The organism is Streptomyces sp. NPDC102441, assembly GCF_044765585.1.
Classification (GTDB): Bacteria; Actinomycetota; Actinomycetes; order Streptomycetales; family Streptomycetaceae; genus Streptomyces.
In genome coordinates this window covers 442,968-466,958 of record NZ_JBIWKH010000001.1, presented here as the reverse complement: position 1 = coordinate 466,958, position 23,991 = coordinate 442,968, and the positions used below count along the sequence as shown (strand labels likewise).

Below are 23,991 nucleotides of genomic sequence, written 5' to 3'. Positions count from 1 at the left end.
AGAGACCTGAGAGAGCAGAGCAGAACGATGAGCCGATCCGCACACCCCGCCGGGCCCCGTCACGCCGACGTCTATCCCGAGGGCCACTACACCGCCCCGGCCACCGACCTCAACGAGCTGGACGCGAAGGTCTGGTCCCGCACCGTCACCCGTGACGCGGACGGCGCGCTCACCGTCGGCGGGATCGAAGTCGCCCGGCTGGCCGAGGAGTTCGGCACGCCGGCGTACTTCCTGGACGAGTCGGACTTCCGGGCGCGCTGCCGTGCCTGGGCGGACGCCTTCGGGGCCGACGCCGACGTCTTCTACGCCGGGAAGGCCTTCCTGTCGCGCGCCGTGGTGCGCTGGCTCCAGGAGGAGGGGCTGAACCTGGACGTGTGCTCCGGCGGCGAGCTGGCCACCGCGCTGGACGCCGGGATGCCCGCCGAGCGCATCGCCTTCCACGGGAACAACAAGACCGTCGCCGAGATCGAGCGGGCCATCGGGGCCGGCGTCGGGCGGATCGTGCTCGACTCCTTCCAGGAGATCGTCCGCGTCTCCCACATCGCCCAGCGTCTCGGCACCCGCCAGCGCGTGCAGATCCGCGTCACGGTCGGCGTCGAGGCCCACACCCACGAGTTCATCGCCACCGCGCACGAGGACCAGAAGTTCGGCATCGGGCTGGCGGACGGACAGGCGGCCGAGGCGGTCCGCAGGGCGCTCACCCTGGACGGTCTCGAGCTCATCGGCATCCACTCGCACATCGGCTCGCAGATCTTCGACATGGCCGGCTTCGAGGTCTCCGCGCGGCGCGTCGTGCAGCTGCTCGCCGAGATCCGCGACGAGCACGGCGTCGAGCTCCCCGAGATCGACCTCGGCGGTGGCCTCGGTATCGCGTACACCTCCGACGACGACCCCCGTGAGCCGCACGAGATCGCCAAGGCGCTCAGCGACATCGTGACCCGGGAGTGCGAGTCCGCCGGTCTGCGCACCCCGCGCATCTCCGTCGAGCCGGGCCGTGCGATCGTCGGACCCACCGCGTTCACGCTGTACGAGGTCGGCACCATCAAGCCCCTCGAAGGCCTCCGGACGTACGTCAGCGTCGACGGCGGCATGTCGGACAACATCCGCACCGCGCTGTACGACGCCGAGTACAGCGTCGCGCTGGTCTCCCGCAGCTCCGAGGCCGAACCCATGCTCGTACGCGTCGTCGGCAAGCACTGCGAGAGCGGTGACATCGTGGTCAAGGACGCGTTCCTGCCGTCCGACCTGGCCCCGGGTGACCTCATCGCGGTGCCGGCCACCGGCGCGTACTGCCGCTCCATGGCGAGCAACTACAACCACGCCCTGCGCCCGCCCGTCGTCGCCGTGCGCGACGGGCAGGCGCGGGTCATCGTCCGGCGCGAGACAGAGGAAGATCTCCTGCGTCTCGATGTCGGCTGATGAAATTCACATCTCAAAATCCGGACGGGTGGCAGAAACCCCCGTCCGGTGAGTGAGACTGGTCCACACATCAGAAGTATGAGAAACGAGGTCGGATGATGCGTACGCGTCCGCTGAAGGTGGCGCTGCTGGGCTGTGGAGTGGTCGGCTCAGAGGTGGCGCGCATCATGACGACGCACGCCGACGACCTCGCCGCGCGCATCGGCGCGCCGGTCGAGCTCGCCGGTGTAGCCGTCCGCCGGCCCTCCAAGGTGCGGGAGGGCATCGACCCCGCACTGATCACCACGGATGCGACCGCCCTGGTCAAACGGGGTGACATCGACGTCGTCATCGAGGTCATCGGAGGCATCGAGCCCGCCCGTACGCTCATCACGACCGCCTTCGAGCACGGCGCGGGCGTCGTCTCGGCCAACAAGGCGCTGCTCGCCGAGGACGGCTCGGCGCTCCACGCCGCCGCCGAGAGGAACGGCCGGGACCTCTACTACGAGGCGGCCGTGGCCGGTGCCATCCCGCTCGTACGGCCGCTCCGCGAGTCCCTCGCGGGGGACAAGGTCAACCGGGTGCTCGGCATCGTCAACGGCACGACCAACTTCATCCTCGACAGGATGGACACGAGCGGCGCCGGGTACTCCGAGGCGCTCGACGAGGCCACCGCCCTCGGATACGCCGAGGCCGACCCGACCGCCGACGTCGAGGGCTTCGACGCCGCCGCGAAGGCCGCCATCCTCGCCGGGATCGCCTTCCACACCCGGGTGAAGATCGGTGAGGTGCACCGCGAGGGCATCACCGAGGTCACCGCCGCCGACATCGCCTCCGCCCGGCGCATGGGCTGCACGGTCAAGCTCCTCGCCATCTGCGAGCGCGCCGCCGACGGCAGGTCCGTCACCGCCCGCGTGCACCCCGCGATGATCCCGCTCAGCCACCCGCTGGCCTCCGTCCGGGAGGCGTACAACGCCGTCTTCGTCGAGTCCGAGGCGGCCGGGCAGCTGATGTTCTACGGTCCCGGCGCCGGCGGCGCCCCGACCGCGTCCGCGGTCCTGGGCGACCTGGTCGCCGTGTGCCGCAACATCATCGGAGAGACCACCGGTCCCGGTGAGTCCGCGTACACGCGTCTGCCGGTCAGCCCCATGGGCGATGTCGTCACGCGCTACCACATCAGTCTCGACGTGGCCGACAAGCCTGGCGTACTCGCCCAGGTCGCGACGGTCTTCGCCGAACAGGGCGTATCCATCGATACGGTCCGCCAGAAAGGCCGACAGGACGGCAGCGGCGAGGCATCCCTCGTCGTCGTCACCCACCGCGCGCCCGACGCAGCCCTCTCCGGGACCGTCGAATCGCTGCGCAAGCTGGACACCGTGCGCGGTGTCGCCAGCATCATGCGTGTTGAAGGGGAGTAAGGACCCATGACCAGCAAGGGCACCCACCAGTGGCGCGGCATCATCGAGGAGTACCGGGACCGTCTTCCGGTCACGAGCACGACCCCGGTCGTCACACTCCGTGAGGGCGGCACACCGCTCGTTCCGGCGCAGGTCCTCTCCGAGCGCACGGGCTGCGAGGTGCACCTCAAGGTCGAGGGCGCCAACCCCACCGGGTCGTTCAAGGACCGCGGTATGACCATGGCGATCACCCGGGCCAAGGAGGAGGGCGCGCAGGCCGTCATCTGCGCCTCCACCGGCAACACCTCCGCCTCCGCCGCCGCTTACGCCGTGCGCGCGGGGATGGTCTGCGCCGTCCTCGTGCCGCAGGGCAAGATCGCGCTCGGCAAGATGGGGCAGGCGCTCGTCCACGGCGCCAAGATCCTCCAGGTCGACGGCAACTTCGACGACTGCCTGACCCTGGCCCGCAGCCTCTCGGACAACTACCCGGTGGCGCTGGTCAATTCGGTCAACCCGGTACGGATCGAGGGCCAGAAGACCGCCGCGTTCGAGATCGTCGACGCGCTCGGCGACGCCCCCGACATCCATGTCCTGCCGGTGGGCAACGCGGGCAACATCACGGCCTACTGGAAGGGCTACAAGGAGTACGCGGGGGACAGCGTCTCCACGCACACCCCGCGCATGTGGGGCTTCCAGGCGTCCGGCTCCGCGCCGATCGTACGCGGCGAGATCGTCAAGGACCCGGCGACCATCGCCACCGCGATCCGCATCGGAAACCCCGCGTCCTGGCAGTTCGCGCTGGACGCGCGGGACGAGTCGGGCGGCTTCATCGACGAGGTGACCGACCGTCAGATCCTGTCGGCGTACCGCCTGCTGGCCTCCCAGGAGGGCGTCTTCGTCGAGCCCGCCTCGGCGGCGTCCGTGGCCGGTCTGCTCAAGGCCGCCGCCGAGGGCAAGGTCGACCCCGGCCAGAAGATCGTCTGCACCGTCACGGGCAACGGGCTCAAGGACCCCGACTGGGCCGTCGCGGGCGCCCCGCAGCCGGTCACCGTCCCCGTCGACGCCGTGGCCGCGGCCGAGAAGCTGGGCCTCGCGTAGGGCCTTTCGTCTGGATCAGGTCGGATCAGGGAGCGGTGCCAGGGCACGCGAGCCCGGCATGATCCGAACGAGAGGCCCCAAGGCCTCGGAAGCCGGCCTTTGCCGCAGCTCAACCGCCCTTCCGGGGCGGAGAGCGCACAGGAGGTGTGCGACACGCATCGTGCGCCTCCTGTGCGCCCTATGTCGCCACAGAACCTTCCTTCGATAAGCTGTGCCCGACCCGCCCCGCGCATCCGCCGCGGTGCAGCAGCCGTCGTGACTGCCGGGCCCCCCGTCCCCCCGCGCAACGGCACCCCACGCACGTCGAAGTACCCTGCACAACATCCCCGCCGCCGTACAGGAAGAGTCGTCCAACCGATGGCCGGTCCCGCGTTCCGAGCCGCCGCCGTACGGGTGCGCGTCCCCGCAACCAGCGCCAATCTGGGCCCTGGTTTCGACGCCCTCGGCCTCTCGCTGGGGCTCTACGACGACGTCGTCGTCCGGGTCGCCGATTCCGGGCTGCACATCGACATCGCGGGTGAGGGCGCCGAGACGCTGCCCCGCGACGAGAACCACCTGCTCGTACGCTCGCTGCGCACGGCCTTCGACCTGCTCGGCGGACAGCCCCGCGGCCTGGAGATCGTCTGTGCCAACCGCATCCCGCACGGCCGCGGCCTCGGATCCTCGTCCGCCGCCATCTGCGCCGGGATCGTCGCGGCCCGCGCCGTGACGACGGGCGGCGAGGCCCGTCTCGACGACGCCGCGCTGCTGGAGCTGGCGACCGAGATCGAGGGGCACCCCGACAACGTCGCCGCCTGTCTGCTCGGCGGATTCACACTCGCCTGGATGGACGGGGGAGCCGCCAGGGCGATCCGGATGGACCCTGCCACCTCCGTCGTACCAGTGGTGTTCGTGCCGGCCACCCCGGTGCTCACCGAGACCGCCCGTGGCCTGCTGCCGCGCACCGTCCCCCATGTGGACGCCGCGGCCAACTCCGGTCGTGCGGCCCTGCTCGTCGAGGCGTTGACCCGGCGCCCCGAGCTTCTTCTCGCCGCGACGGAGGACAGGATCCACCAGGAGTACCGGGGTCCCGCGATGCCGCAGACCGTGGAGCTGGTGAGCCGGCTGCGCGCCGACGGCGTCCCTGCTGTCATCTCCGGTGCGGGGCCCACCGTGCTCGCGCTGACGGAGGAGGGCTCGGCCGACAAGGTCGCCCGGCTGGCGGGTGAGGGATGGGCCGCGAACCGGCTCGCTCTCGACGCCACGGGTGCGAGCGTGTTGCCGCTCGCCGCGTAATCCCACGTGATTGCCGGTGCATGAGAGGGGGAATGTTTGTTGGAGCCGGTAGTGTTAACCTCAAGTCAGCAATCGACGTCTTCGTGGCGCGTTGCTTCGTGTCCCCCTCCGGGACCACCACTCTTCCGGGAGCCTCCCCGACTGCCTGAGCAGCCTGCCTGAGCTTTCGAACACGCTCCGGAACCGGCACGACACCCTCTTGCTCGTCCAGGAGTGGGCCGAGCAGGGGGATCTCGCGCCGGAACCCCGCACATTCGTCTCTCCGCCGCACCCGGCGGACCACCGCCCCGGCAAGGTCCGCGATCGACACGATCAACAGACCGCAGTCGGACAGCACAACCGGTCGCCGAGCCAGAAGGCCGACGTCCGCTCCAGGGAAGGACCCTTCGTGAGCGACACCACCGATCTGATGGGCGTGACTGCCGACAAGAGCGTCGACAGCTCCGTGCCCGCCGAAGGTGCTGCCACTGGCACCACCGCACGGCGCCGCCGCTCCGGCACCGGCCTTGACGGCATGGTCCTGGCCGAGCTGCAGCAGGTCGCGTCCGGCCTCGGCATCAAGGGCACTGCGCGGATGCGCAAGAGCCAGCTGATCGAGGTCATCAAGGAGGCGCAGGCCGGAGGATCCTCCGCGCCCGCCCCCAAGGCCGCCGCATCCACCGGTACGGACGCCGGGAGCAAGCCGAAGCGGCGTGCCACGTCCAAGACACGCACGGGCGACGAGAACGCTGCCGCCCCGGCCGCCGAGAAGGCGGACGCCCAGCAGCAGATCGACATCCCGGGTCAGCCCGCCAACGACGAGCCGCCGGCGGGCGAGCGCCGCCGTCGCCGGGCCACCGCGCAGGCGGGCAGCCCCGACACCAAGGACGAGTCCAAGCCGGAGGCCGAGCCGAAGGCGGAGCCCAAGGCCGAGGGCCGTCAGGACCGGGGCCAGGACCGCGGCGACGACCGCGCCGAGACGAAGGGCGAGGCCAAGGCCGAGTCCGCAGTCGACACGGCCGAGGGCCGTCGCGGCGACCGCCAGGACGGCCGGCGCGGTGACCGTGGCGACCGCCAGGAGCGCGGCGACCGCCAGGACCGCGGCGACCGCCGCGACCGCCAGCGCGACCGCCGGGGCAAGGGCGACGACCAGGGCCAGCAGGGCGGCGGACGCCGCGGGCAGGGCCAGCAGGGCGGCGGCCAGCAGGGCGGCGGCCAGAACCAGGGCCAGCAGGGCGGCGGCGGCCAGCAGGACGACGCCTACGACGACGAGGGCGGCCGGCGCGGCCGTCGGGGCCGTTACCGCGACCGCCGTGGCCGTCGTGGCCGCGACGACTTCGCGACCGACGTCCAGGTCGCCGACGACGACGTCCTGATCCCCGTCGCGGGCATCCTCGACATCCTCGACAACTACGCGTTCATCCGGACCTCCGGCTACCTGCCGGGACCGAACGACGTGTACGTCTCGCTCGCCCAGGTCCGTAAGAACGGCCTGCGCAAGGGTGACCACGTCACGGGTGCGGTGCGCCAGCCCAAGGACGGCGAGCGCCGTGAGAAGTTCAACGCGCTGGTCCGTCTCGACTCCGTCAACGGTATGGCGCCGGAGAGCGGCCGCGGCCGCGCCGAGTTCCAGAAGCTGACCCCGCTGTACCCGCAGGACCGGCTCCGTCTGGAGACCGACTCCAACATCCTGACCACCCGGATCGTCGACCTGGTCGCACCGATCGGCAAGGGCCAGCGAGGCCTGATCGTGGCGCCGCCGAAGACCGGTAAGACCATGATCCTTCAGGCGATCGCCAACGCGATCACGGTCAACAGCCCCGAGTGCCACCTGATGGTCGTCCTGGTCGACGAGCGTCCGGAAGAGGTCACCGACATGCAGCGGTCGGTGAAGGGCGAGGTCATCTCCTCGACCTTCGACCGCCCCGCCGAGGACCACACCACGGTCGCCGAGCTCGCCATCGAGCGCGCGAAGCGCCTCGTGGAGCTGGGGCACGACGTGGTGGTCCTGCTGGACTCGATCACCCGTCTGGGCCGCGCCTACAACCTGGCGGCGCCGGCCTCCGGCCGCATCCTGTCCGGTGGTGTCGACTCGACCGCGCTGTACCCGCCGAAGCGCTTCTTCGGTGCCGCGCGCAACATCGAGGACGGCGGCTCGCTGACCATCCTGGCCACCGCGCTCGTCGAGACCGGCTCGCGCATGGACGAGGTGATCTTCGAGGAGTTCAAGGGCACCGGCAACATGGAGCTCAAGCTCGACCGGAAGCTCTCGGACAAGCGCATCTTCCCGGCGGTGGACGTCGACGCGTCCAGCACCCGTAAGGAAGAGATCCTTCTCGGCACCGACGAACTGGCCGTGGTCTGGAAGCTGCGCAGGGTGCTTCACGCGCTCGACCAGCAGCAGGCGATCGAGCTTCTGCTGGACCGCATGAAGAAGACGCAGTCCAACGCGGAGTTCCTGCTCCAGATCCAGAAGACGACGCCGGGCAACGGCAACGACTGACGTCGCCCCGCCACTGGATGAACAGATGCCCCGTCACGAAGGTGACGGGGCATCTGCCGTACGTCACCTCCCATGAGTTGGCCGTCCTCCGGGCGGCGCGGCCCAGGCGGAGTGACCTCGCCCGACGGCTGCCACATGCCCGGCACGGCCGCCGGCGTGCACGGCGCGGACCCGTCGGTCCGCCGGGCGGGACGCACCCCGGCGACGTGCGATCTTTGCCACACGCGTCGCGTCCGTGACGGCCGGAGCAGCGGCGGCCCTGTTCGGCTGAAACACCAGGTGAGCGCCGGGTTCCCGGTCCGCCCGCCCGCTCTTTCCGAGGCCCCCGTCGCCGGACGGGGGCCTCAGCGGGTTGTGCAACGCTTCTCGCTGCTCCGGTCGTCCCACCGAGTGACGCCGGACCGCGCCCGTGCACCACGGCAGGGGGTAACAGCGAGAAGCGAAAGAGGGACCGCATGAGCGAGCAGAGCAGGAGCACCGGCCGAATACGCGGCACCGGCAGCCGCCGGAGGAAGCCGTCCCGTGGCCGCCGGGCGAAGAAGATCGCCCTGTGGGGCGCCGCCGCCCTGGTGGTCGTCGGAGGATCCGGGCTCGGTTACGCCTACTTCACGCTCAACGGGAACCTGAAGGGCGTCGACATCGACGCCGCGCTGGGCGCCGAGCGTCCCGACGACGTGGACAACGGGTCGCAGGACATCCTGGTGCTCGGATCGGACTCCCGCTCCGGCGCCAACGCGGAGTACGGCGCCGACCAGGGGTCCGCACGTGCGGACACCGCGATGGTCGTCCACGTCAACGAGGGGCACACCTCCGCGAGCGTGGTCTCGGTCCCGCGGGACACCCTCGTCGACCGTCCCGCCTGCACGAGCGACACGACCGGGGAGCAGGTCGGCGCGGAGCACGAGACGATGTTCAACTCCGCCTACCAGGTCGGCGGGCCCGCCTGCGCGGTGAAGACCGTCGAGTCGATGTCGGGCATCCGCATGGACCACTACGTCGAGGTCGACTTCACCGGGTTCAAGAAGCTCGTCGACGGGCTGGGCGGCGTCGACATCACCACCTCGCAGGCGATCGACGACCCCGACAGCCACCTCGCTCTGAAGCCCGGACCCCACACCCTGAGCGGGGAGCAGTCGCTCGGCCTCGTCCGTACGCGCCACAGCGTCGGCGACGGCAGCGACCTGGGCCGCATCCAGCTCCAGCAGGCCTTCGTCAAGGCGCTGATGGACCAGGCGAAGAGCGTCGGGGTGTTCTCGAACCCGAAGACGCTCTTCGGGCTCGCCGACACCGCCACCAAGGCCGTCACCACCGACTCCCAGCTGGCCTCCGTCAAGAAGCTCACCGGCTTCGCCGACGGGCTCAAGGGGCTCGGCTCGAAGAACATCGACATGGTCACGCTGCCCGTGGAGTACGACCCCGAGGACCCGAACCGGGTGCTGCCCCAGGAGAACGCAGACCGGAAGGTGTGGGCGGCCCTGAAGCAGGACAAGCCGGTCCCCGCCTCCGCCACGGCGAAGTCGGCCGGCGACAAGGGCGGGGCGGGGCAGGTCGTACGGTAACGGCACCTTCAGTCACCGGACGGTCGCGGAACGTTCCCCGTACGCACGGGAATACACACGGCCCGGTCCTCGTTTTGGGAGATACGGCCGGTCCTGGCAGACTGGTACGTCGGCCCCGGTTCACGGACGCGCAATCCGCGCGAACGACCCGGAGCCCTCCCGAATCTAGGAGACACCTTGAAGCGCGACATTCACCCCGAGTACGTCGAGACCCAGGTCAGCTGCACCTGCGGTGCGTCGTTCACCACCCGGAGCACCCTCGACGGCGGCGCGATCCGTGCCGACGTCTGCTCCGAGTGCCACCCGTTCTACACGGGCAAGCAGAAGATCCTCGACACCGGCGGCCGCGTGGCCCGCTTCGAGGCCCGCTTCGGCAAGGCTGCCGGCTCCGCCAGCAAGTAGCGAGCCACTGCGCCGGTTCCCGACGCCCTCCAGCGGGGCGCCGGGACCGGCGTTTTTTCCGGCTGTGCGGCCTGACGCCCCTTGCACGGCACCGGCAGCACACCGTCCAGCAGGCCCGCAGACGTACGACGCAGAAACCAGGAGCCCGAAGATGTTCGAGGCGGTCGAGGAACTGATCGGCGAACACGCCGATCTCGAGAAGAAGCTCGCCGACCCGTCGGTCCACGCCGACCAGGCCAACGCGCGCAAGCTCAACAAGCGCTACGCGGAGCTGACCCCGATCGTCTCCACCTACCGGTCCTGGAAGCAGACCGGCGACGACATCGAGACCGCCCGCGAATTCGCCGTCGACGACCCCGACTTCGCCGCCGAGGTCAAGGTCCTGGAGAAGCAGCGCGAGGAGATCACCGAGAAGCTCCGCCTTCTCCTGGTCCCGCGCGACCCCAGTGACGACAAGGACGTGCTCCTGGAGATCAAGGCGGGCGCCGGCGGCGACGAGTCCGCCCTCTTCGCCGGCGATCTGCTGCGCATGTATCTGCGCTACGCCGAGCGCGTCGGCTGGAAGACCGAGATCATCGACTCCACCGAGTCCGAGCTGGGCGGCTACAAGGACGTCCAGGTCGCCGTGAAGACAAAGGGCGGGAACGGGGCCACCGAGCCCGGCCAGGGCGTCTGGGCGCGGATGAAGTACGAGGGCGGCGTGCACCGCGTGCAGCGCGTGCCCTCGACCGAGTCCCAGGGCCGCATCCACACCTCGGCCGCCGGCGTGCTCGTCACGCCCGAGGCGGAGGAGGTCGATGTCGAGATCCACGCCAACGACCTGCGCATCGACGTCTACCGCTCCTCGGGACCGGGCGGCCAGTCCGTCAACACCACGGACTCCGCCGTGCGCATCACACACCTGCCGACCGGTGTCGTCGCCTCCTGCCAGAACGAGAAGAGCCAGCTCCAGAACAAGGAGCAGGCCATGCGCATCCTGCGGTCCCGGCTGCTGGCCGCCGCCCAGGAAGCGGCCGAGCAGGAAGCCTCCGACGTACGCCGCAGCCAGGTGCGTACCGTGGACCGCTCCGAGAAGATCCGGACGTACAACTTCCCGGAAAACCGCATCTCGGACCACCGCGTCGGCTTCAAGGCGTACAACTTGGACCAGGTACTCGACGGTGACCTCTACGCCGTCATCCAGGCCTGCGTCGACGCAGACTCCGCCGCCAAGCTCGCCGCCGCATAAGCCGTAAGCTCCACCGCCCAGCCCCGCTCGTGAACCCGTACGGAGAACCGCGATGAACCTGCTGCTCGCCGAGGTGGCCCAGGCCACCCAGCGGCTGGCCGACGCCGGTGTCCCCTCACCGCGATTCGACGCCGAGGAACTCGCCGCGTTCGTGCACGGGGTCAAGCGGGGCGAGCTCCACCATGTGCCGGACGCGGACTTCGACGCCCGCTACTGGGAGACGATCGCCCGCCGCGAGGCCCGCGAACCGCTCCAGCACATCACCGGCCGCACCTTCTTCCGCTACCTGGAGCTCCAGGTCGGCCCCGGCGTCTTCGTGCCCCGGCCCGAGACCGAGTCGGTCGTCGGCTGGGCGATAGACGCGGTCCGCGCGATGGACGTCGTCGAACCTCTGATCGTCGACCTCTGCACCGGATCGGGTGCGATCGCGCTCGCCATGGCGCAGGAGGTGCCGCGCTCGCGTGTGCACGGCGTGGAGCTGTCCGAGGACGCCCTGAGGTGGACCCGGAAGAACGCCGAGGGGTCCAGGGTCACCGTCCACCGGGGAGACGCCCTGAGCGCCCTTCCCGAGCTCGACGGCCAGGTCGACCTGGTGATCTCCAACCCGCCGTACATCCCGCTCACCGAGTGGGAGTACGTCGCGCCGGAGGCCCGCGACCACGACCCGCAGATGGCCCTCTTCTCCGGCGAGGACGGCCTCGACACCATCCGCGGCATCGAGCGCACCGCGCACCGTCTGCTCCGCCCCGGCGGGCTCGTCGTCATCGAGCACGCCGACACCCAGGGCGGCCAGGTGCCGTGGATCTTCACCGAGGAGCGGGGCTGGGCCGACGCGGCCGACCACCCCGACCTGAACAACCGGCCCCGGTTCGCGACGGCCCGCAAGGCCATGCCGTGACCACCGGGGCACCGGTACCGCACGATCCCTACCCGTACATGTCCGAGGAGGCCGGCTGATGGCACGGCGATACGACTGCAACGACGCGACCGACCGTACGACCGGCCTGCGTGAGGCCGCGTCCGCCGTCCGCCGCGGCGAACTGGTCGTGCTGCCCACCGACACCGTGTACGGGATCGGTGCGGACGCCTTCAGCTCGGAGGGCGTCGCCGACCTGCTCGACGCCAAGGGCCGCGGCCGCAACATGCCGACCCCTGTCCTGATCGGCTCCCCGAACACCCTGCACGGTCTGGTCACCGACTTCTCCGAGCAGGCCTGGGAGCTCGTCGACGCGTTCTGGCCCGGTGCCCTCACGCTCGTCGCCAAGCACCAGCCCTCGCTCCAGTGGGACCTCGGCGACACCCGCGGCACCGTCGCCGTCCGGATGCCCCTGCACCCGGTCGCCATCGAGCTCCTCACGGAGGTCGGCCCGATGGGAGTCTCCAGCGCCAACCTCACCGGACACCCCTCGCCCGAGGACTGCGACGCCGCGCAGGAGATGCTCGGCGACAGCGTCTCCGTGTACCTCGACGGCGGTCCGACCCCCGGGATCGTCCCGTCGTCGATCGTCGACGTCACCGGCAAGATCCCGGTGCTGCTGCGGGCAGGTGCCCTCTCGGTCGAGGAACTCCGCAAGGTGGTACCCGACCTCGAGGTGGCCAATTGACCGCCCCTGAGGGGCGTGGCATAACGGGGCGGCACGACACTTTCCGCATCCTCCACGTCAGCACCGGCAACGTCTGCCGCTCGCCCATCACCGAGCGGCTGACCCGCCATGCCCTCGTGGACCGTCTCGGTGACCCGCTCAGCGGCGGCCTCATCGTGGAGAGCGCGGGCACCTGGGGACATGAGGGCGCGCCCATGGAGGCCAACGCCGAGGTCGTCCTCGCCGACTTCGGCGCCGACCCCACCGGCTTCGTCGGCCGCGAGCTCCTCGACGAGCACGTGATCCGCGCCGACCTGGTGCTCACCGCCACCCGCGACCACCGCGCCCAGGTGATCTCCATGGGCCACTCGGCGGGCCTGCGGACCTTCACGCTCAAGGAGTTCACCCGGCTGGTGCGGGCCATAGACCCGGCGACGCTGCCCGACGCCATGGAGGAGGGCGTCGTCGAGCGTGCCCGCGCGCTGGTGCGCGCCGCGGCGGCCCTGCGCGGCTGGCTGCTGGCCCCCACCGCGGAGGCCGACGAGGTCTACGACCCGTACGGCGCCCCGATCACGTTCTTCCGTTCCATCGGCGACGAGATCAGCCAGGCGCTCGATCCCGTCATGACGGCACTGACCGGAGTGCGCGCCCCGCACTGAGCCGCACACGCGCCCCGAAGGGGGTGCGCCGACCGGCGTAGAAGGGCGCCCGGCAGCGGGCAGGCGGCCCGGGGCGGGCCTACATTGGATCTGACGCCACGCACCCCTCCTCCAGGCCCGGAGCCGTCAGATGCCGGTCACCACTCCAGCCGCACGCGCAGCCGCGCCCCCGCCCTCCGCGACGTCCGCGACGTCCGCGCCGGACACCGTCATGCCGCAGGACTTCGGCGCCCTGCTCCTCCAGGACCCGGAGATCGGCTCCGTCCTGATGGCCGAGGCCGGGCGGCAGTCGAGCACCCTCCAGCTCATCGCCGCCGAGAACTTCACCTCGCCCGCGGTCCTCGCCGCCCTCGGCTCCCCGCTCGCCAACAAGTACGCCGAGGGCTACCCCGGCGCCCGCCATCACGGCGGCTGCGAACAGGCCGACGCCGCCGAACGCGTCGCGGTCCGGCGGGCCAAGTCGCTGTTCGGCGCCGAGCACGCCAACGTCCAGCCGCACTCCGGATCGTCGGCCGTCCTCGCCGCGTACGCCGCGCTGCTGCGCCCCGGTGACACGGTGCTGGCCATGGGGCTCCCGTACGGCGGACATCTCACCCACGGTGCTCCCGGCAATTTCTCCGGACGCTGGTTCGAGTTCGCCGGTTACGGCGTCGACCCCGACAGCGGGCTGATCGACTACGCGCAGGTGCGCGCTCTGGCCAGGGCCCGGCGCCCCAAGGCGATCGTCTGCGGGTCCATCTCATATCCCCGCCACCCCGACTACGAGCAGTTCCGGGACATCGCCGACGAGGTGGGCGCCTATCTGATCGCGGACGCCGCGCACCCGATGGGGCTGATCGCCGGGGGAGCGGCGCCAAGCCCGGTGCCATACGCGGACGTGGTGTGCGCGACGACGCACAAGGTGCTGCGCGGACCGCGCGGCGGCATGCTCCTGTGCGGCGTGGAGCTCTCCGAGCGGATCGACCGCGCGGTGTTCCCGTTCACCCAGGGCGGAGCCCAGATGCACACCGTCGCGGCGAAGGCCGTCGCGTTCGGGGAGGCGGCGACCCCGGGGTTCGCGCTCTACGCCCACCGGGTCGTCGCGCACGCCCGCGTCCTGGCGGCCGCTCTGGAGGCCGAGGGCTTCGAGATCACCACGGGGGGCACGGACACCCACATCGTCGTCGTGGACCCTGGTCCGCTGGGCGTCGACGCCCGCACCGCCCGTGAGCGGCTCATGGCCGCGGGGATGGTCCTGGACACCTGCGCGCTGCCGTACGGGGACGCGCGCGGGATCCGGCTGGGCACCGCGGCCGTCACCACCCAGGGCATGGACGAGGACGACATGGCGCGGATCGCCGAGCTGTTCGGCGCGGCCGTGCGCGAGGAGGGCGACCCCGTCCTGCTGCGGGCCGAGGTCCGCGGACTGGCAGAGCACAATCCGCCGTATCCGGGGTAGGCGGTGTGCAACCAACAGCCCGTGGCACGGTGTCCTTGCTCATGAGACTAGGGTGTGGGGCTGAGATGGCCGGCGAAATCTGTGGGGCAGCCCGTGCGTGATTACCTGCTGACGCTCTGTGTCACGGCAGCGGTTACCTATCTGCTGACCGGGCCGGTGCGGAAGTTCGCCATCGCGGTCGGGGCGATGCCCGCGATCCGTGCGCGCGACGTGCACCGGGAACCGACACCTCGGCTCGGTGGCATCGCCATGTTCGGCGGACTGTGCGCGGGGCTGATCGTCGCGGACCACCTGAACAACCTGAACAGTGTCTTCGAACTGTCCAACGAACCACGGGCCCTGCTTTCGGGCGCAGCCCTGATCTGGCTGATCGGCGTCCTGGACGACAAGTTCGAGATCGATGCCCTGATCAAGCTCGGCGGCCAGATGATCGCCGCCGCTGTCATGGTCATCCAGGGTCTGACGATCCTGTGGCTGCCCATCCCCGGCGTCGGCACCGTCGCGCTCACCCAGTGGCAGGGCACGCTGCTCACGGTCGCCCTGGTCGTGATCACCATCAACGCCGTCAACTTCGTCGACGGACTGGACGGTCTCGCCTCCGGCATGGTGTGCATCGCCGCCGCGGCGTTCTTCCTCTACACCTACCGCCTCTGGTACGGGTACGGCATCGAGGCCGCCGCCCCCGCGACGCTCTTCGCCGCGATCCTGATGGGCATGTGCCTCGGCTTCCTGCCGCACAACATGCACCCCGCCCGGATCTTCATGGGTGACTCCGGGTCGATGCTGATCGGGCTGGTGCTGGCCGCCGGCGCGATCTCGGTCACCGGCCAGGTCGACCCCGACCTGATGAACCTCTTCGCCGGCGGTGAGCGCGCGGCGACCCACGCGATGCTGCCCGTCTTCATCCCGCTGCTGCTGCCGCTGACGATCATCGCCATTCCCGCCGCGGACCTGGTCCTCGCGATCGTCCGCCGCACCTGGAACGGGAAGTCGCCGTTCGCCGCCGACCGCGGGCACCTGCACCACCGGCTGCTGGAGATCGGGCACTCGCACAGCAGGTCCGTGCTGATCATGTACTTCTGGTCCGCGCTGATCGCCTTCGGCGCCGTCGGCTACTCCGTGCACTCCGCGTCGCTCTGGATCGTGCTGGTGATCGTGGGGCTCAGCGCCGTCGGCCTCGTCCTGCTGCTCATGCCGCGCTTCACCCCGCGCGCCCCCCACTGGGCCGAGTCCTTCGTGCCGCCGCGCTACAGGCGCCGTCGGCACGGCGGCCAGGACGAGGAGGCCGAAGGTGCCTCTGACGGCCAACACGGGCCCGAGGGCTCGCAGATGGCTTCCGCCGGGCCGGAGCGGCCCGTGTCCGTGGGTGTCTCCGGCGTCAACGGAGCGACCGCCATCGGCCCCCGTTCGCGCTTCACGGATCGGGACCGCGCCGACTCACCGCGCTGACCTCCCGGCACAGAAGTCCCCATACCAGACAATGCGCCGTGATGTTCTGCACACACGCGCGAAGTAACCCTCACGTGTGACAGCTGGCACACTTTCTGAGTAAAGACCTCATCAAATAGTTTGTGATACCGTTCACGAAGCCCGGTGAGGAGGCCGAAGGACCTGAGTAGCACGGTCCTTTGGCCCGAAGCACCGATTCGGACCGGGCCTACGCTCGTCCCTGACGACCACTGACCACCCCCTGCAAAGCGGAGTAACCGCCATGCCGTCCAACGACGCCCGGACTCTCCTTCACACCGCCGTGCCCACTGCTGCCGCCGGTGTCGTCACCGTCGCCGTCAGCGCTGCGCTCGCCGGCGGCGAGGGAGCGATCGGTGCTGCGGTCGGAACGTTGGTGGTGATCCTCTTCATGGGGATCGGACTCGGCGTTCTGCAACGCACGGCCAAGTCGCTGCCGCATCTGTTCCAGGCCATGGGGCTGGTGCTCTACACGGTCGAACTGCTGCTGCTCTTCGTCTTCGTCGCCGCGTTCAAGGACACGACGCTGTTCAATTCCAGGGCCTTCGCGGCCGCGGTGATGGTCGCCACCCTTGCCTGGGTCGCGGCGCAGATCCGTGTCCACATGAAGACCAAGATCCTTTACGTCGAACCGGAGTCGTCCGCGGGCAAGACGCCCGAGAACATGGGGTCTTCGACGTGAGGGGTAGGGCCGGGATAAGCGCGCGTTCGAGACCCTGCTATCGTCCGGTGCCAACTGCGGCACTGCGGGCGCGGGCATCAAAAACGGCGCCTGCTTCATCGCGAGGCGTAATGCCTGAGCCGCCCCCCATCCGTAAAACCAGTCCAGTGCCGACCAGCGGCTGCTTGCCGCGCCGACACAACGAGGTTGCCGTACCTATGCGCCACGCTGAAGGAGCCCGCGGTGAGTGCTGACCCGACGACGGTGCTCGCCTTCGAGACCGACTGCCACATCTTCGACGGATGCGGCTTCCCGGCTCCTGGCCTGCACTCCTTTGTTTTCGAGCCGATCGCCACCGTGGGCGGCATCGAGATCAACAAACCGATGCTGCTGGCGGTCCTGAGCACCGTTGTCGTCGTCGGCTTCTTCTGGGCCGCCTTCAACAAGCCGAAGCTGGTGCCCGGAAAGCTCCAGATGATCGCCGAAGCCGGTTACGACTTCATCCGTACCGGTGTGGTGTACGAGTCGCTCGGCAAGCGCGAGGGCAAGAAGTACGTGCCTCTCATGGTCTCGCTGTTCTTCTTCATCTGGATGATGAACATCTGGGCCATCATTCCGCTCGCCCAGTTCCCGGTGGTGTCCGTCATCGGATTCCCGGCGGGGCTGGCCGCGATCGTGTACATCCTCTGGGTCAGCGTGACCTTCAAGCGGCACGGCTTCGTCGGCGGCTGGAAGAACATCGCGGGTTACGACAAGTCGATCGGCCCGGCCCTGCCGATGGTCATGGTTTTCGAGCTCTTCTCGAACCTGTTGATCCGGCCGTTCACGCACGCGGTGCGACTCTTCGCGAACATGTTCGCCGGACATGTGCTGCTGCTGATCTTCACCATCGCCAGCTGGTACCTGCTGAACGGCATCGGCATCGCCTACGCGGGTGTCTCGTTCGTGATGGTTCTCCTCATGACCGTCTTCGAGATGTTCATCCAGGCTCTGCAGGCCTACGTCTTCGTGCTCCTGGCGTGCAACTACCTCCAGGGCGCCCTCGCAGAGCACCACTGACCAGCCGCTCCACCCCGATAGTCCTCCGGTGGCAAACCTCCACCGGTTCTGAAAGAGAAGGAAGAACTGGCATGTCCAACCTTGCTGCTGTCACCGGCGACCTCGGCTCCATCGGTTACGGCCTCGCCGCCATCGGTCCCGGCGTCGGCGTCGGCATCATCTTCGGTAACGGCACCCAGGCGCTGGCCCGTCAGCCCGAGGCGGCCGGCCTGATCCGCTCCAACCAGATCCTCGGCTTCGTGCTCTGTGAGGCGCTGGCCCTGATCGGTCTCGTCATGCCCTTCGTCTACTAGAGATCCTCGGATCAGCGAACCGCCCACTAGACGAAAGGCACTGATGTGATCGCCCTACAGCTGGCGGCAGAGGAAGAGATCCAGAATCCTCTGATCCCGGCGGTCCCCGAGATCATCATCGGTCTGATCGCCTTCGCCATTGTCTTCGGCGTCCTCGCCAAGAAGCTCCTCCCGAACATCAACAAGGTTCTGGAAGAGCGCCGCGAGGCCATCGAAGGCGGAATCGAGAAGGCCGACGCGGCCCAGACCGAGGCCCAGAGCGTTCTTGAGCAGTACAAGGCTCAGCTCGCCGAGGCCCGCCACGAGGCCGCTCGTCTGCGCCAGGAGGCGCAGGAGCAGGGTGCCGTCATCATCCAGGAGATGAGGGCGGAAGGTCAGCGGCAGCGCGAGGAGATCATCGCCGCCGGCCACACCCAGATCGAGGCCGACCGCAAGGCCGCGGCGTCCGCGCTGCGTCAGGACGTGGGCACCCTCGCCACCGCCCTGGCCGGCAAGCTCGTCGGTGAGTCCCTCGAGGACCACGCCCGGCAGAGCGGCACCGTCGACCGGTTCCTCGACGAGCTCGAGGCGAAGGCCGAGGCTGTCCGATGAACGGCGCGAGCCGCGAGGCGCTGGCCGCCGCACGCGAGCGTCTCGACGCACTGACCGACTCCACGTCGGTCGACGCGGCGAAGCTCGCCGAGGAGCTGGCAGCCGTCACCGCGCTGCTCCACCGCGAGGTGTCGCTGCGCCGGGTCCTCACCGACCCGTCGCAGGGAGGCGAGGCCAAGGCCGAGCTGGCCGGACGACTGCTGCGCGGTCAGGTGGGCGGCGAAGCCGTGGACCTGGTCTCCGGCATGGTCCGCTCCCGCTGGTCGCAGTCGCGTGACCTGGTGGACTCCGTCGAGGAGCTGGCCGCCACCGCGGACCTCACCGCGGCCCAGCGTGCCGGTGCGCTCGACGACGTCGAGGACGAGATCTTCCGGTTCGGCCGGATCGTCGGCTCCGACGTCGCGCTGCGCTCCGCCCTGACCGACCGGAAGGCCACGGCCTCCGCCAAGAGCGAGCTGCTGCGCAGCCTGCTCGGCGGCAAGGCCCAGCCCGTCACCGAGCGCGTGGTCACACGCCTCGTGACGCAGCCCCGAGGACGTAGCCTGGAAGCGGGACTCGACTCCCTGTCCAGGCTCGCCGCGGAGCGCCGGGACCGTATGGTCGCCGTCGTCACCTCGGCGGTGCCGCTGTCCGATCGCCAGAAGCAGCGCCTCGGCGCCGCCCTGGCGAAGATCTACGGCCGGCAGATGCACCTGAACCTGGACGTGGACCCCGAGGTCCTCGGCGGGATCGTGGTGCGCGTCGGTGACGAGGTCATCAACGGCACGATCGCGGAGCGCCTCGAAGAGGTCACCCGCAGGATGGCCGGCTGACAGCGCGCAGCGCCACACCGCACCAACTGAACGAGCAAGAATTGCGGCCCGGTTGGGCCGTGCAGAAATTGCAGAAGATTCCTGGGGGTCGCCCCCAGACCCCATTGAGAAACTTCGGGCCCAACAAGGAGAGCAGGGAACCCCAGATGGCGGAGCTTACGATCCGGCCGGAGGAGATCCGGGACGCACTGGATAACTTTGTCCAGTCGTACCAGCCGGACGCGGCCTCGCGCGAGGAGGTCGGGACGGTCAGCGTTGCCGGCGACGGCATCGCGAAGGTGGAGGGCCTGCCCTCCGCCATGGCGAACGAGCTGCTGAAGTTCGAGGACGGCACCCTCGGTCTCGCCCTCAACCTCGAGGAGCGCGAGATCGGTGCGATCGTCCTCGGCGAGTTCAGCGGAATCGAGGAGGGCCAGCCGGTGCAGCGCACCGGTGAGGTGCTCTCCGTCGGCGTCGGCGAGGGTTACCTCGGCCGCGTCGTCGACCCGCTCGGCAACCCGATCGACGGTCTCGGCGAGATCGCGACCGAAGGCCGTCGCGCCCTCGAGCTGCAGGCCCCTGGCGTCATGGTCCGCAAGTCGGTGCACGAGCCGATGCAGACCGGCTACAAGGCCGTCGACGCCATGGTGCCGATCGGCCGCGGCCAGCGACAGCTGATCATCGGCGACCGTCAGACGGGTAAGACCGCTCTGGCCGTCGACACGATCATCAACCAGCGCGACAACTGGCGCACGGGCGACGTGAACAAGCAGGTGCGCTGCATCTACGTCGCCATCGGTCAGAAGGGCTCCACCATCGCCTCCGTGCGCGGTGCCCTCGAAGAGGCCGGTGCGCTGGAGTACACGACCATCGTCGCCGCCCCGGCGTCCGACCCGGCCGGCTTCAAGTACCTGGCGCCGTACACCGGCTCGGCCATCGGCCAGCACTGGATGTACGACGGCAAGCACGTCCTCATCATCTTCGACGACCTCTCGAAGCAGGCCGACGCCTACCGCGCCGTGTCGCTTCTGCTGCGCCGTCCGCCGGGCCGCGAGGCCTACCCGGGCGACGTCTTCTACCTGCACTCGCGTCTGCTGGAGCGCTGCGCCAAGCTCTCCGACGACATGGGCGCCGGTTCGATGACGGGCCTCCCGATCGTCGAGACCAAGGCGAACGACGTTTCGGCGTTCATCCCGACCAACGTCATCTCCATCACCGACGGCCAGTGCTTCCTGGAGTCCGACCTGTTCAACGCGGGTCAGCGTCCGGCGCTCAACGTCGGTATCTCGGTCTCCCGAGTCGGTGGCTCCGCCCAGCACAAGGCCATGAAGCAGGTCTCCGGCCGACTGCGCGTGGACCTCGCCCAGTACCGCGAGCTGGAGGCGTTCGCCGCCTTCGGTTCCGACCTGGACGCGGCCTCCAAGGCGTCGCTGGAGCGCGGTAAGCGCATGGTCGAGCTGCTGAAGCAGGCGCAGTACGCCCCGTTCCCGATGGAGGAGCAGGTCGTCTCCGTCTGGGCCGGCACCACGGGCAAGATGGACGAGGTCCCGGTCGAGGACATCCGTCGCTTCGAGACCGAGCTGCTGGAGTTCCTGCGCCGTGAGCGCAAGGACCTTCTGACCAGCATCGCCGAGGGCGGCAAGATGTCCGACGACACGCTGCAGTCGATCGCCGACGCGATCGCCACCTTCAAGCAGCAGTTCGAGACCTCGGACGGCAAGCTCCTGGGCGAGGGCTGATCGATGGGCGCTCAGCTTCGCGTTTACAAGCGCCGCATCCAAGCCGTCACCGCGACCAAGAAGATCACCAAGGCGATGGAGATGATCGCCGCCTCGCGCATCGTCAAGGCGCAGCGCAAGGTGGCGGCCTCGATGCCGTACGCGACCGAGCTCACCCGTGCGGTGACCGCGGTGGCGACCGGCTCGAACACCAGGCATCCCCTCACCACCGAGGCCGAGGCTCCGGCCCGGGCGGCGGTCCTGCTCCTCACGAGCGACCGCGGTCTGGCCGGCGGCTACTCCTCCAACGCCATCAAGGCGGCGGAGCGGCTGAGGGAGCGGCTGGCGGCCGAGGGCAAGGAGGTCGACACGTACATCGTCGGCCGCAAGGGCGTCGCGTACTACGGCTTCCGTGAGCGCAAGGTCTCGGAGTCGTGGACCGGCTTCACCGACAGCCCCGAGTACTCGGATGCCAAGAAGGTCGCCGCGCCCCTGATCGAGTCCATCCAGAAGGACACGGCCGAGGGCGGCGTCGACGAGCTGCACATCGTCTTCACGGAGTTCGTGTCGATGATGACGCAGAACGCGATCGACGGCCGGATGCTGCCGCTGTCGCTCGACGCTGTGACATCAGCGGCTGGCGCCGGGGGCACGGAGGAGAGCACCGAGAAGGGCGAGATCCTTCCGCTGTTCGACTTCGAGCCGTCGGCTGAGGACGTCCTCGACGCCCTTCTGCCGCGCTACGTCGAGAGCCGTATCTACAACGCACTGCTGCAGGCCGCCGCTTCCGAGCACGCCGCCCGACGCCGTGCGATGAAGTCGGCGACCGACAACGCCGGGGATCTGATCAAGAGCCTCTCCCGGCTTGCCAACGCGGCCCGCCAGGCCGAAATCACCCAGGAAATCAGCGAGATCGTCGGCGGTGCAGGTGCGCTGGCCGACGCGTCCGCGGGGAGTGACAAGTAATGACGACGACAGTTGAGACGGCCGCTGCCACGGGCCGCGTCGCCCGGGTCATCGGCCCGGTCGTCGACGTGGAGTTCCCCGTCGACGCGATGCCGGAGATCTACAACGCCCTGCACATCGAGGTCGACGACCCGGCCGAGGCCGGCGCTCGTAAGACGCTGACCCTCGAAGTCGCCCAGCACCTGGGTGACGGCATGGTCCGCGCGATCTCGATGCAGCCCACCGACGGTGTGGTCCGCCAGTCCCCGGTGGTCAACACGGGCAAGGGCATCACCGTCCCCGTCGGTGACATCACCAAGGGCAAGGTGTTCAACACCCTCGGTGAGATCCTGAACGAGCCGGAGGCCGAGGCGCAGATCACCGAGCGCTGGCCGATCCACCGCAAGGCTCCGGCCTTCGACCAGCTCGAGTCGAAGACCGAGATGTTCGAGACCGGCCTGAAGGTCGTCGACCTGCTGACCCCGTACGTCAAGGGCGGCAAGATCGGTCTGTTCGGCGGTGCGGGCGTCGGCAAGACGGTCCTCATCCAGGAAATGATCATGCGTGTGGCGAAGCTGCACGACGGTGTGTCGGTGTTCGCCGGTGTCGGCGAGCGCACCCGTGAGGGCAACGACCTCATCGACGAGATGACCGAGTCGGGCGTCCTGGAGAAGACCGCTCTGGTCTTCGGCCAGATGGACGAGCCGCCGGGCACCCGTCTGCGGGTCGCGCTGTCCGCCCTGACCATGGCGGAGTACTTCCGCGATGTGCAGAAGCAGGACGTGCTGCTCTTCATCGACAACATCTTCCGCTTCACGCAGGCCGGTTCCGAGGTCTCCACGCTGCTCGGTCGCATGCCGTCCGCGGTGGGTTACCAGCCGACCCTGGCCGACGAGATGGGTGTGCTCCAGGAGCGCATCACCTCGACGCGTGGCCACTCGATCACCTCGATGCAGGCGATCTACGTCCCCGCGGACGACCTGACCGACCCGGCCCCGGCCACCACGTTCGCCCACCTCGACGCGACGACGGTTCTCTCCCGTCCGATCTCCGAGAAGGGCATCTACCCGGCCGTGGACCCGCTGGACTCCACGTCCCGCATCCTGGACCCGCGCTACATCTCGCAGGACCACTACGAGACCGCCATGCGTGTCAAGGGAATCCTTCAGAAGTACAAGGACCTCCAGGACATCATCGCCATTCTCGGTATGGACGAGCTGGGCGAGGAGGACAAGCTCACCGTCTTCCGCGCGCGTCGCGTCGAGCGCTTCCTGTCGCAGAACACCCACGCCGCCAAGCAGTTCACCGGCCTGGACGGTTCGGACGTTCCGCTCGACGAGTCGATCGCGGCGTTCAACGCGATCTGCGACGGGGAGTACGACCACTTCCCCGAGCAGGCGTTCTTCATGTGCGGTGGCATCGAGGACCTCAAGGCCAACGCCAAGGAACTCGGCATCTCCTGAGCCTCCGGCTCACCGAGGGGGGTGGGTGTGTCCCGCCCCCCTCACCACGCCCCGTAGAATTGAACCGACACCCGGCACGACCGCCGGGTGGTGACCCGAGGAGCCACCCTTGGCTGCTGAGCTGCATGTCGAGCTGGTCGCCGCGGACCGCAGTGTCTGGTCCGGCGAGGCCACCCTCGTTGTCGCACGTACCACGTCCGGCGACATCGGCGTCATGCCCGGTCACCAGCCGCTCCTGGGTGTGCTGGAATCGGGCCCCGTGACGATCCGTACGAGCGACGGCGCGACTGTCGTCGCCGCTGTGCACGGAGGTTTCATCTCGTTCGCGGACAACAAGCTCTCGCTGCTGGCAGAGATCGCTGAGCTTGCTGACGAGATCGATGTCCAGCGCGCCGAGCGTGCGCTGGAGCGTGCGAAGTCGGACACGGACGGCGGCGCGGAGCGCCGTGCGGACGTGCGACTGCGTGCGGTGGCGGCGCACTGA

22 protein-coding genes are annotated in these 23,991 nt (G+C 69.4%); all 22 read left to right on the top strand.

Annotated features, from left to right (window positions below; all coding sequences use genetic code 11):
* The first annotated feature begins 27 nt into the window (after positions 1 to 27).
* The 22 genes from lysA (at position 28) to ACIREO_RS02035 (ending at position 23,991) form a co-directional block, all read left to right on the top strand.
* A complete protein-coding gene (gene lysA, locus ACIREO_RS02140; protein WP_404103724.1) occupies positions 28 to 1,419 on the top strand; it encodes a diaminopimelate decarboxylase in 1,392 nt (463 codons plus the stop codon).
* Between the two features lie 95 nt (positions 1,420 to 1,514).
* Entirely contained in the window at positions 1,515 to 2,816 is a 1,302-nt protein-coding gene (locus ACIREO_RS02135; protein WP_404103721.1) for a homoserine dehydrogenase, read from the top strand.
* Between the two features lie 6 nt (positions 2,817 to 2,822).
* A complete protein-coding gene (gene thrC / locus ACIREO_RS02130) occupies positions 2,823 to 3,893 on the top strand; it encodes a threonine synthase (RefSeq protein ID WP_404103718.1) in 1,071 nt (356 codons plus the stop codon).
* A 357-nt stretch (positions 3,894 to 4,250) separates the two neighbouring features.
* Positions 4,251 to 5,168, top strand: a complete 918-nt coding sequence (gene thrB, locus ACIREO_RS02125; RefSeq protein WP_404103715.1) for a homoserine kinase — start codon at positions 4,251 to 4,253, stop codon at positions 5,166 to 5,168.
* 388 nt (positions 5,169 to 5,556) lie between these two features.
* The gene (gene rho, locus ACIREO_RS02120; RefSeq protein WP_404103713.1) at positions 5,557 to 7,650 is read left to right on the top strand and encodes a transcription termination factor Rho; all 2,094 of its coding nucleotides are present in this window, start codon (positions 5,557 to 5,559) and stop codon (positions 7,648 to 7,650) included.
* A 455-nt stretch (positions 7,651 to 8,105) separates the two neighbouring features.
* Entirely contained in the window at positions 8,106 to 9,209 is a 1,104-nt protein-coding gene (locus tag ACIREO_RS02115; RefSeq protein ID WP_404103710.1) for an LCP family protein, read from the top strand.
* Between the two features lie 177 nt (positions 9,210 to 9,386).
* Positions 9,387 to 9,611, top strand: coding sequence for a 50S ribosomal protein L31 (gene rpmE / locus ACIREO_RS02110; RefSeq protein ID WP_033298361.1), 225 nt, complete (start codon positions 9,387 to 9,389; stop codon positions 9,609 to 9,611).
* Between the two features lie 151 nt (positions 9,612 to 9,762).
* On the top strand, positions 9,763 to 10,839 hold the full coding sequence (prfA, locus tag ACIREO_RS02105) for a peptide chain release factor 1 (RefSeq protein WP_404103707.1): 1,077 nt from the start codon (positions 9,763 to 9,765) through the stop codon (positions 10,837 to 10,839).
* Positions 10,840 to 10,891: 52 nt separating this feature from the next.
* A complete protein-coding gene (prmC, locus tag ACIREO_RS02100) occupies positions 10,892 to 11,737 on the top strand; it encodes a peptide chain release factor N(5)-glutamine methyltransferase (RefSeq protein ID WP_404103704.1) in 846 nt (281 codons plus the stop codon).
* 58 nt (positions 11,738 to 11,795) lie between these two features.
* On the top strand, positions 11,796 to 12,443 hold the full coding sequence (locus ACIREO_RS02095; protein WP_404103701.1) for an L-threonylcarbamoyladenylate synthase: 648 nt from the start codon (positions 11,796 to 11,798) through the stop codon (positions 12,441 to 12,443).
* On the top strand, positions 12,440 to 13,081 hold the full coding sequence (locus ACIREO_RS02090; protein WP_404103698.1) for a protein-tyrosine-phosphatase: 642 nt from the start codon (positions 12,440 to 12,442) through the stop codon (positions 13,079 to 13,081). The genes ACIREO_RS02095 and ACIREO_RS02090 overlap by 4 nt, the downstream gene beginning before the upstream one ends.
* Before the next feature lie 130 nt (positions 13,082 to 13,211).
* Entirely contained in the window at positions 13,212 to 14,519 is a 1,308-nt protein-coding gene (gene glyA, locus ACIREO_RS02085; RefSeq protein ID WP_404103695.1) for a serine hydroxymethyltransferase, read from the top strand.
* A gap of 81 nt (positions 14,520 to 14,600) precedes the next feature.
* Positions 14,601 to 15,968 carry an MraY family glycosyltransferase gene (locus ACIREO_RS02080; protein WP_404103692.1) on the top strand — a complete coding sequence of 456 codons (1,368 nt, stop codon included), beginning with the start codon at positions 14,601 to 14,603 and terminating at the stop codon, positions 15,966 to 15,968.
* A 262-nt stretch (positions 15,969 to 16,230) separates the two neighbouring features.
* A complete protein-coding gene (locus ACIREO_RS02075) occupies positions 16,231 to 16,668 on the top strand; it encodes a hypothetical protein (RefSeq protein WP_404103689.1) in 438 nt (145 codons plus the stop codon).
* 222 nt (positions 16,669 to 16,890) lie between these two features.
* Complete coding sequence (atpB, locus tag ACIREO_RS02070; protein ID WP_404103686.1) at positions 16,891 to 17,706, top strand: F0F1 ATP synthase subunit A; 816 nt, start codon at positions 16,891 to 16,893, stop codon at positions 17,704 to 17,706.
* A 71-nt stretch (positions 17,707 to 17,777) separates the two neighbouring features.
* Entirely contained in the window at positions 17,778 to 17,999 is a 222-nt protein-coding gene (atpE, locus tag ACIREO_RS02065) for an ATP synthase F0 subunit C (RefSeq protein ID WP_404103683.1), read from the top strand.
* Positions 18,000 to 18,044: 45 nt separating this feature from the next.
* Entirely contained in the window at positions 18,045 to 18,590 is a 546-nt protein-coding gene (locus ACIREO_RS02060; RefSeq protein WP_404103681.1) for a F0F1 ATP synthase subunit B, read from the top strand.
* On the top strand, positions 18,587 to 19,402 hold the full coding sequence (locus tag ACIREO_RS02055) for a F0F1 ATP synthase subunit delta (RefSeq protein WP_404103678.1): 816 nt from the start codon (positions 18,587 to 18,589) through the stop codon (positions 19,400 to 19,402). Before ACIREO_RS02060 ends, ACIREO_RS02055 begins: the two co-directional genes overlap by 4 nt.
* A 146-nt stretch (positions 19,403 to 19,548) precedes the next feature.
* Positions 19,549 to 21,120 (top strand): F0F1 ATP synthase subunit alpha, encoded by a 1,572-nt coding sequence (gene atpA, locus ACIREO_RS02050; RefSeq protein WP_404103676.1) that lies wholly within the window; start codon positions 19,549 to 19,551, stop codon positions 21,118 to 21,120.
* Between the two features lie 3 nt (positions 21,121 to 21,123).
* Positions 21,124 to 22,065 (top strand): F0F1 ATP synthase subunit gamma, encoded by a 942-nt coding sequence (locus ACIREO_RS02045; protein WP_404103674.1) that lies wholly within the window; start codon positions 21,124 to 21,126, stop codon positions 22,063 to 22,065.
* On the top strand, positions 22,065 to 23,507 hold the full coding sequence (atpD, locus tag ACIREO_RS02040; RefSeq protein WP_404103672.1) for a F0F1 ATP synthase subunit beta: 1,443 nt from the start codon (positions 22,065 to 22,067) through the stop codon (positions 23,505 to 23,507). The genes ACIREO_RS02045 and atpD overlap by 1 nt, the downstream gene beginning before the upstream one ends.
* Positions 23,508 to 23,616: 109 nt before the next feature.
* Positions 23,617 to 23,991 (top strand): F0F1 ATP synthase subunit epsilon, encoded by a 375-nt coding sequence (locus ACIREO_RS02035; protein ID WP_404103670.1) that lies wholly within the window; start codon positions 23,617 to 23,619, stop codon positions 23,989 to 23,991.